The following is a 7,951-nucleotide window of genomic DNA, read 5'->3' on the forward strand; positions in this document are numbered from 1 at the left end:
GGTGGGGGGGGTTGCGCGCGGCTGGGGAGTTGCTAGGATCGGCTGATCGCCGCCCCGTCGGGCCGCCGGGAGGTGCGCCGGGTGACGCGACTGGGGGCCCTGACGGTGGCCGAGGCCAATCTGGGCGCGCCGGACCGGGCGACCCTGACCGCCGCCCTGATGGGCGAGGTGGCGCGGGGCGGGCTGGACAGCCTGCCGTGGGGCGAGGCGGCGCGGTCGCTGCGCTCGCGGCTGGCCTTCCTGCGGGCGCGGGACGACAGCTGGCCGGACGTGTCGGATGACGCCTTGTGGGCGGCGCGGGAGGCGTGGCTGGCGCCGCTGCTGGATCAGGTCTCGTCGCTGAAGGGGGTGCAGCCGGGGGCCCTGCATGACGCCCTGCGCGGGCTGATCCCGTGGGACCTGCACCGGCGCATCGAGGCCGAGGCGCCGGAGCGGTTCACCACCCCGCTGGGGACCGGGGCGGCCATCGACTACGCCGCCGAGGGCGGACCGCGGGTGGAGGTGCGGGTGCAGGAGCTGTTCGGCATGAAGACCCATCCGGTGGTGGGGGGCGACCGCACGCCCCTGACCCTGGCCCTGCTGTCGCCGGCGCGGCGGCCGATCCAGGTGACGAAAGACCTGCCGGGGTTCTGGGCCGGGTCGTGGGCCGACGTGCGCGCGGACATGCGCGGGCGCTATCCGAAGCATCCCTGGCCCGAGGATCCGGCCAATGCGGACCCGACGAACCGGGTCAAGCCGAGGGGCTGAATTCGCCTCTTGCCGGACGGCGGCAGGCTCCTAAGCTGGGCGGTTCAACAGGGGGACGCCGCGTGACCACAGCCGCCTTGCCGACCGGGGCCGAGAAGCGCCGGGTGCTGTTCGCCAGCCTGATCGGCACCACCATCGAGTTCTTCGACTTCTACATCTACGCCACGGCGGCGGTGCTGGTGTTTCCGACGCTGTTCTTCCCGGGCGGCGACCCGACGACGGCCATGCTGGCGTCGTTCGCCACCTTCTCCATCGCCTTCTTCGCGCGGCCGGTGGGGGCTGTCGTGTTCGGCCATTTCGGGGACCGGATCGGGCGCAAGGCGACGCTGGTGGCGGCGCTGATGACCATGGGCCTGTCCACCGTGGCCATCGGCCTGTTGCCCACCTATCAGGCCGCCGGGGTGATCGCGCCGCTGCTGCTGGCCATCTGCCGTTTCGGGCAGGGGCTGGGACTGGGAGGCGAGTGGGGCGGGGCGGTGCTGCTGGCCACCGAGAACGCGCCGCCGGGCAAGAAGGCCTGGTACGGCATGTTCCCGCAACTGGGCGCGCCCATCGGCTTCATCCTGTCGACCGGGTCGTTCATCGTGCTGACCTCGGTGCTGGCGGAAGACCAGTTCCTGGCCTGGGGCTGGCGCATCCCGTTCATCGCCAGCGCGGTGCTGGTGCTGGTGGGCCTGTGGGTGCGGCTGAAGATCACCGAGACGCCGGCGTTCCAGACGGCCATCGACCGGCAGGAGCGGGTGCGGGCGCCGGCGCTGTCGCTGCTGGCGCGGCACAAGATGTCGCTGGTGCTGGGGACGCTGGCGGCGACGGCGACCTTCGTGCTGTTCTATCTGATGACCGTGTTCACCCTCGGCTGGGCGACCACGGCGATGGGCTATACGCGGGGCGAGTTCCTGCCGATCCAGCTGTTCGGGGTGCTGTTCTTCGGGCTGATGATCCCGATCTCCGCGCTGGTGGCGGACCGGGTGGGGCGGCGGCCGACCCTGATGTGGACCTCGCTGGCCATCGCCGTGTTCGGGCTTGTGCTGGCGCCGCTGTTCGGGTCGGGCGACCTGACGAGCGTGCTGATCTTTTTTATGCTGGGGTTCAGCCTGATGGGGTTCACCTACGGACCGCTGGGCGCCGCGCTGTCGGACCCGTTCCCCACAGCGGTGCGCTACACCGGGGCCTCCATGACCTTCAATCTGGCGGGCATCGTGGGCGCGTCGCTGGCGCCCTACATCGCCACCTGGCTGGCGGGGACGTGGGGCTTGGCGTACGTGGGCTACTATCTGGCGGGTGCGGGCGTGATCTCGGCGCTGGCCTTCTGGGGGATGAACCGGACGCGGGCCAGTTTTTCGGGCGCGAGATGACGATGCTACGTTCTGTGAAGAAGCGATGGGGGAATTATAGCAATGTGGTTGACGGCAATACAGGCGACCGTGATCGCCCTTCAATGCTCCGGCATCGCAAACACACCTGAACAGGTCACTACGACAGCGAGCGCCTCCGACGGATTCACCACTGCTCATGGTTCGGCTACGACAACATCGCGCTCGAGGACATCAGCGCTCGTCGATGTCGAAATCGAGGGAGACGTCGTTCGCGTCCGACTGCCTGAAAGTATGTCACCAACTTTGGGCGGGCGTGGCGAGAATGGGTGGCGAACGCTGAACGATGTGACAATCAGCGAGCGTGAGATATCTGGGCGGTTCTCCTACAACTGGATCAATCGTCCAGTCGTCCGCATCAATCGACTGACAGGAACAATCGACATTCAAAATACCAATGCGCTTACCGGTGCACAGGGATTCCAAGGAAGATGCGAACGGGTCACGGCGGAGACCCCACTGTTCTGACAAACCCTAAGTCCACTGGGTGATGGCTCCATTCAGACGCGATGTCCGCTCACCACCAGTTGCGGCGGCCCCGCGCGCCTGATGCTCGACAGGCCGCTCTACGCCCGACTTAGCCGCCCGCCACGTCGCCATCCGGGATCGCCGCATCGAACGCCTGCGTCGCCGCGTCGAACTTGTCGCGGCAGCCGGGGTTGCAGAAGCCGACCACGTGGCCGCGGTAGGTGGTCAGGCTGTCGGCGCTGACCGGCTTGCCGGACCAGGGGCAGGTTTCATTGACGGCGTCCTCGATGTTCAGGGTCATCACGCGGCCTCCTGTCGGGGTTCGCAGCGCACGTCGGTCTTCACCGAGTGGGCGATGAAGCAGTGCTCGTGGGCGTCGTGGTGCAGAGCGTCCAGCTTTTCAGTCGAGGGGGCGTCGCCCTCGAAGCTGACGGCCGGGCGCAGGGTGACGACGGTGACGGACAGCTTGCCCTGATCGTTCCTGCCCACCTGGCCTTCGGGCTGGTCCTCGTAGCGCGTGACCTTGAACCCGGCCCTGGCGGCCAGGGCCAGGAACCACAGCATGTGGCAGCTGGACAGGGAGGCGATGAAGGCCTCCTCGGGGTCCACGGCCGCTTCCAGCGACATGGGGACCGGCACAACGGACGGGGAGGAGGAGGCGACCACCTCGATCCCGCCGTCGAACAGCCAGCGGTGGGCGCGGCTGTAGCGGTTGTCAGTGAAGGGCTCGCCCTGGTTTTCCCAGAGCACGGTCAGGGTATGGCTGGACATCAGACTCCCTCGGTTGCGGCATAGACCATGATCCCCGTGGCGATGGCCAGGTTCAGGCTGTCGGCGCGGCCGCGCATGGGGATCTTCACATTGACGTCGCAGGCGGCGGCGAGGCGGTCGGTGAGGCCGGCCTGTTCGTTGCCCATCAGGATCAGGGCGGGATGCTCGACGGGCGCGGCGCGGTAGTCGTGGGTCGCGTCCAGCCGGGTGCCGATGACGCTGCCCGGCCAGCTATGACGCCATTTCAGGAAGGCGTCGGTGGTGGTCTTCGTCACGCTGACGGCGAAGACCGAGCCCATGGTGGCGCGCACGGCCTCCACCGAATAGGGATCGCAGCAGTCGTCGATGAGGATGACGCCGCCGGCGCCCGCCGCGTCGCAGGTACGGATGATGGTGCCCAGATTGCCGGGATCGCGCACCTGCTCCAGCGCCACCCAGGCGGGGGATGAGCGGGGGTTGAGCGTGTCCAGCGGGGTGAAGACTTGCTGGAAAACCCCAAGAACGGTTTGAGGATTTTCCTTGCGGGAGACCTTCTCGAGAATGGCGCGGTTGACGGTGATGATCTCGCCGCCGTTCGCCGTGGTGGCCTTGATGGCGCGGTCCAGCAGGGGGTGGGGGCGGGCGTCCTGACCCACCAGCAGGGTGCGGGGCGCCCGATCCAGATCCAGCGCCTCGCCGATGAATTTCAGCCCCTCGGCCAGGAACAGGCCGGACTCGTCGCGGCCCTTGCGGGCGTGCAGGGCGCGGATAGCCTTGACCGTGGGATTGGTCAGGGAGGTGATGACCCGTTCGTTCACGAGGCGCTCCACCGGGAGAAGAAGCTGAGGCCGATCTCGGCGGCGCGCGGGCTCTCTTCCGCCAGGGCCAGTTCGCCCCAGTCGATGACGCCGCCGCGCCCCGCCGTGGCCTCGGCCGTCAGGTGGGCCAGCGACAGGCCCGAGATGCGCGCGGCGTAGGCGTTCAGCAGCAGGAAAGAGGCGTCGTCGTCCAGCAGGGCGGCGCAGTCGTGCACCAGCTGCGGCAGGTCCTCGAACAGCCGCCAGACCTCGCCGGTGGGGCCGCGCCCGTATTTGGGCGGGTCCAGAATGATCCCGTGATATTTCGAGCCGCGCCGCACCTCGCGGGCCACATATTTGCGGGCGTCCTCCACGATCCAGCGGATGGGGCGGTCCTCGAGGCCGGACAGCGCGGCGTTCTCGCGGGCCCAGTTCACCGATTTCTTGGAGGCGTCCACATGGGTGACCTCTGCGCCCGCCGCCGAACAGGCGAGGCTGGCCACGCCGGTGTAGCCGAAGAGATTCAGGATTCTGGGTTTGTCGAGGCTGCGCACCCGCCCATCCAGCCACTCCCAGTTGGCCGCCTGCTCAGGGAAGAAGGCGAGGTGCCGGAAGGGGGTGAAGCGGCTGTTGAAGCGCACGTCGTTCCAGGCCAGCGGGAACAGGTCGACGGCCTTGCCGCGAAAGCTCCAGCGGCCGTCCTCGTCCTCGCCCTCGGGATCGAACACGGCGTCGGCCATGTCCCACAGCTCGGGCCGGGCGGGCTTCCAGAAGCACTGGGGCTCGGGGCGGACCACGGTGAAGCGGCCGTAGCGTTCCAGCTTCCTGCCGTCGCCGCTGTCGATCAGGGCGTAGTCGGACCAGCCCGTGGTCCGCAGGGTTTCGGGGGTCGGAGCAATAAGGGGGGCCATGGACAGCGATTAGGCCGTCAGGCGGCCAGTCGTCCAGTCCGGTGATGGTCGTCGGGCTCGTCCGGTGTGTGCGGGGTCTTGTCCCAGGCGAAGGGCTGGCGGATCAGACGCCACAGGGCATGGGCGAAGGCGAGGCTGAGCATGGACCAGTAGAGGGGCGCGGCGATCATGTCGCGCCAGTCGTAGGGAACGCCCGCCCGGCGGCTTCCAAACCAGGCCGAAAACCAGCTGGACGAAGCGCCCGCGACCAGCACCAGCACGGCCAGCGGCGGTGTGGCGGGCGCGAGGCCCGAGGCGAGGGCGCCGAGCGTCAGGCCCAGCAGCAGGGCCAGAGCTGCGGCATGCAGGGCGGCGGCCGTCAGCGCCAGACCGAGAGTCAGATGCAGACTGAGCAGGCCGCGCCAGCCCAGACCCTGAGGCCGGCGCATGTGCACCAGCCAGGTCTGCATGAACCCCTTGAGCCATCGGGTGCGCTGGGGAAGCCAGGCGTCGATGCCGCCCGGGGGCGTTTCCCAGGTGGGGGCGGACATGACGCCGAGGCGCCACCCGCTGCGCCAGAGGCGATAGCCCAGATCGGCGTCCTCGGTGACGTTCCACGGATCCCAGCCGCCGACCTGACGCAGGACGTCGACCCGGAAATGATTACTGGTCCCGCCCAGCGGAAAGGGGAGGCCGAGGCGCGTCAGGGCCGGCAGGATCACCTCGAACAGGGTCGCGTACTCGGCGGCGAACTGCCGGTCCAGGAACGGCCGTCGGCGGGCAGGCTCGGCGGGCGGACGGATGCGCAGGGGCGCCTGCAGACAGGCGAGGCGCGGATGACCGGCCGCGAACCGCGCCGCCGCCTCGCGAAGCTGGCCGGGGTCGGGCTCGTCCTCGGCGTCATAGACGGTGACCAGACCTTCGGTGACGCGGCTGAGCGCGATGTTCAGCGCTCGGGGCTTGGTCATGGGCCGGCCCGGCGGGGCCACCAGCACCGACAGCCAGTCCGGCCGGGGACAGGCCCGGGCCGCCGCGATGGTCTCCTCGTCATCCGTCTCCATGACCAGAAAGCCGCGCAGCCGGTCCGCCGGGTAGTCCAGCCGCGACAGTCGCGCCACGATCTGGGGGATCATCGTCGCCTCATGCCTGAGCGCGGCGATGACGGCGTAAGGGGGCAGGGGGTTTTCCAGCGACGGGGCGGTCGCGGACCGACCGCTGATCGCCACCGCGACGACGCGCCAGAGGCCGGCGACCAGGAACAGCAGCCACAGTCCGTGGACGAGTCCTTCACCCAGACGGTCCGGCGCCATGATCGCCGCCGGTGCAAGGATCGCGGCGCCCGCAAGGGCGGCGATCCACTGGCCCCTGCCCGGACCGCGTCGACGGGCGCTGAGCGCGAGAGGCGGCCCGATCACAGGCGGCCGATCTGTTCCGTCGTGCATGGCAGCCCCCCGCCCATTCCCCAGGGGAGCACAAAGGCCCGGTTGTCGCGGCGCGTCAAATGCCGCTATTCATGAGGCCTAATTTCGGGGTGAGGTGATTTTGGTCCAGTCGATTCCCGTCCCCGCGCCGCGTGTCGGACGCAAACCCAAGGGTGAGGGCCACGAGCGGCGCGCCGAAATCCTCGAAGCGGCGGAGCGGATCTTCGTGGAGCACGGCTACGACGGCGCCACGATCCGCAAGATCGCCGACGACGTAGGTCTGTCGTCCACCGCGCTTTACATGCACTTCCGGGACAAGAGCCAGATTCTGGCGGAAATCTGCCGGAGCGCCTTTGAGCAACTGACGATCCTCACCGCGCAGATCGAGGCCGACGCGGCGCCGGTGGAGGTCAAGATGCGCCGGATGATGGAGGCCTACGCCCGGTTCGGGCTGGAGAACCCCAACGCCTATCGCCTGATCTACATGACCCGGCCCGAGGAGGCGCGCAGCGGCGCCGAGGACGTGGCGCGGGACCTGGGCGCGGGGCTTTTCCAGTCCTTCGGCAAGATGATCGGTCAGGCCCACGCCGCCGGACGGTTGAGGCATGACCCCGCCGTCACGGGCCAGATTCTGTGGGCGGGCGCCCATGGGGTGGTCTCGCTGATGATCACCAAGCCCTATTTCGACTGGGCGGCGCCGGATGCGCTGGTCGGGGCGATGCTGGACGCCCTTTTCGAGGGCGTTCTGAAGCCATGATGCGACTCGGGGGGGCGGCGCTCACGCTTGCGCTGGCGCTGCTCCCGGCAAGCGGCGTGCGCGCCGACGGGCTGCGCATCCTGTCGCTTGACCCGTGCGCGGACCAGTACGCCCTGGCCCTGAGCCGGCCCGATGACCGACTGTTCCTGTCGCCGCGCGCCGACGACGCCGATTCCCATCTGCGCGAGGCTGCGGCGGGCCATCCGCGGGTGCGTCCCACGCTGGAGGCGGCGCTGGCGGCGCGTCCGGATGTGGTGATCAGATACTGGGGCGGAGAGCCGCGCCTGCTCGCGGCGCTGGAGCGGCGCGGGGTCCGGGCGGCCATGGTAGCTGACGCTCAGGATTTCGACGGGGTGCGCGAAAATGTGCGCAGCGTGGCGGCCGAACTGGATCGGGTCCCGGAGGGCGCGGCGCTGCTCAAGGACATGGACGCGCGTCTCGAGCGGGCCGCCGCGGCGGGCGCGGGAGGATCCGCGCTGTACATGACGCCGGGCGGCTTCACGGCGGGGGAGCAAACGCTGGTGGGGGCGGTGCTGGGCGCGGCGGGGTTCACCCCGGCGGCCCCGAGCCCATGGTTCGCGCCGGTGAGCGTGGAGCGGTTGCTGTTCGAGCCGCCGACGCGCTTCGTTCTGGCCTTTTACGAGCAGATGCGGGCGGACTGGCGCGGCGCCGGCCGGCATCCGGCGCTGCGACGGCTGATGGGGCGCCGCGAGGTGGTCAGCCTGCCGGGAAGCCTGATGGGCTGACC

Annotated in this window: 9 protein-coding genes; 4 read left to right on the forward strand and 5 right to left on the reverse strand. The window is 69.5% G+C overall.

Annotated elements, in window-relative coordinates; genetic code table 11:
• Positions 1 to 81 precede the first annotated feature (81 nt).
• Together ACK4FB_RS14715 and ACK4FB_RS14720 are read left to right on the forward strand one after the other, a co-directional pair.
• Positions 82 to 747 (forward strand): ATP-dependent helicase C-terminal domain-containing protein, encoded by a 666-nt coding sequence (locus ACK4FB_RS14715; protein WP_409753938.1) that lies wholly within the window; start codon positions 82 to 84, stop codon positions 745 to 747.
• A gap of 62 nt (positions 748 to 809) precedes the next feature.
• On the forward strand, positions 810 to 2,102 hold the full coding sequence (locus ACK4FB_RS14720) for an MFS transporter (protein WP_409753941.1): 1,293 nt from the start codon (positions 810 to 812) through the stop codon (positions 2,100 to 2,102).
• 595 nt (positions 2,103 to 2,697) lie between these two features.
• On the opposite strand, the gene ACK4FB_RS14725 is transcribed toward ACK4FB_RS14720, so the two are convergent.
• The 5 genes from ACK4FB_RS14725 to ACK4FB_RS14745 are packed head-to-tail and all read right to left on the reverse strand — an operon-like array spanning position 2,698 to position 6,467.
• Positions 2,698 to 2,889: a glutathione S-transferase gene (locus tag ACK4FB_RS14725; RefSeq protein ID WP_409753944.1), complete on the reverse strand. Its 192-nt coding sequence runs from the start codon at positions 2,887 to 2,889 to the stop codon at positions 2,698 to 2,700.
• Positions 2,889 to 3,359 (reverse strand): OsmC family protein, encoded by a 471-nt coding sequence (locus ACK4FB_RS14730; RefSeq protein WP_409753947.1) that lies wholly within the window; start codon positions 3,357 to 3,359, stop codon positions 2,889 to 2,891. Before ACK4FB_RS14730 ends, ACK4FB_RS14725 begins: the two co-directional genes overlap by 1 nt.
• Positions 3,359 to 4,156: a TrmH family RNA methyltransferase gene (locus tag ACK4FB_RS14735; RefSeq protein ID WP_409753950.1), complete on the reverse strand. Its 798-nt coding sequence runs from the start codon at positions 4,154 to 4,156 to the stop codon at positions 3,359 to 3,361. The genes ACK4FB_RS14730 and ACK4FB_RS14735 overlap by 1 nt, the downstream gene beginning before the upstream one ends.
• Positions 4,153 to 5,046: a class I SAM-dependent methyltransferase gene (locus ACK4FB_RS14740; protein WP_409753953.1), complete on the reverse strand. Its 894-nt coding sequence runs from the start codon at positions 5,044 to 5,046 to the stop codon at positions 4,153 to 4,155. Before ACK4FB_RS14740 ends, ACK4FB_RS14735 begins: the two co-directional genes overlap by 4 nt.
• 17 nt (positions 5,047 to 5,063) lie before the next feature.
• Entirely contained in the window at positions 5,064 to 6,467 is a 1,404-nt protein-coding gene (locus ACK4FB_RS14745; RefSeq protein WP_409753955.1) for a glycosyltransferase family 2 protein, read from the reverse strand.
• A 100-nt stretch (positions 6,468 to 6,567) separates the two neighbouring features.
• Here ACK4FB_RS14745 and ACK4FB_RS14750 point away from each other — a divergent pair, with 100 nt between their 5' ends.
• Both ACK4FB_RS14750 and ACK4FB_RS14755 read left to right on the forward strand, forming a co-directional pair.
• The gene (locus ACK4FB_RS14750; protein WP_409753958.1) at positions 6,568 to 7,203 is read left to right on the forward strand and encodes a TetR/AcrR family transcriptional regulator; all 636 of its coding nucleotides are present in this window, start codon (positions 6,568 to 6,570) and stop codon (positions 7,201 to 7,203) included.
• Positions 7,200 to 7,949: an ABC transporter substrate-binding protein gene (locus ACK4FB_RS14755; RefSeq protein WP_409753961.1), complete on the forward strand. Its 750-nt coding sequence runs from the start codon at positions 7,200 to 7,202 to the stop codon at positions 7,947 to 7,949. The genes ACK4FB_RS14750 and ACK4FB_RS14755 overlap by 4 nt, the downstream gene beginning before the upstream one ends.
• Positions 7,950 to 7,951: the final 2 nt, after the last annotated feature.

Origin of the sequence: Brevundimonas sp., from assembly GCF_046299535.1 — a bacterium.
GTDB lineage: Bacteria > Pseudomonadota > Alphaproteobacteria > Caulobacterales > Caulobacteraceae > Brevundimonas.

What these genes read in the sequence shown, in the direction of transcription:
- ACK4FB_RS14755 (WP_409753961.1), top strand. Translation starts at nt 7,200, where the DNA reads ATGATGCGACTCGGGGGGGCGGCGCTCACGCTTGCGCTGGCGCTGCTC.
- ACK4FB_RS14730 (WP_409753947.1), bottom strand. Translation starts at nt 3,359, where the DNA reads ATGTCCAGCCATACCCTGACCGTGCTCTGGGAAAACCAGGGCGAGCCC.
- ACK4FB_RS14745 (WP_409753955.1), bottom strand. Translation starts at nt 6,467, where the DNA reads ATGCACGACGGAACAGATCGGCCGCCTGTGATCGGGCCGCCTCTCGCG.
- ACK4FB_RS14740 (WP_409753953.1), bottom strand. Translation starts at nt 5,046, where the DNA reads ATGGCCCCCCTTATTGCTCCGACCCCCGAAACCCTGCGGACCACGGGC.
- ACK4FB_RS14725 (WP_409753944.1), bottom strand. Translation starts at nt 2,889, where the DNA reads ATGACCCTGAACATCGAGGACGCCGTCAATGAAACCTGCCCCTGGTCC.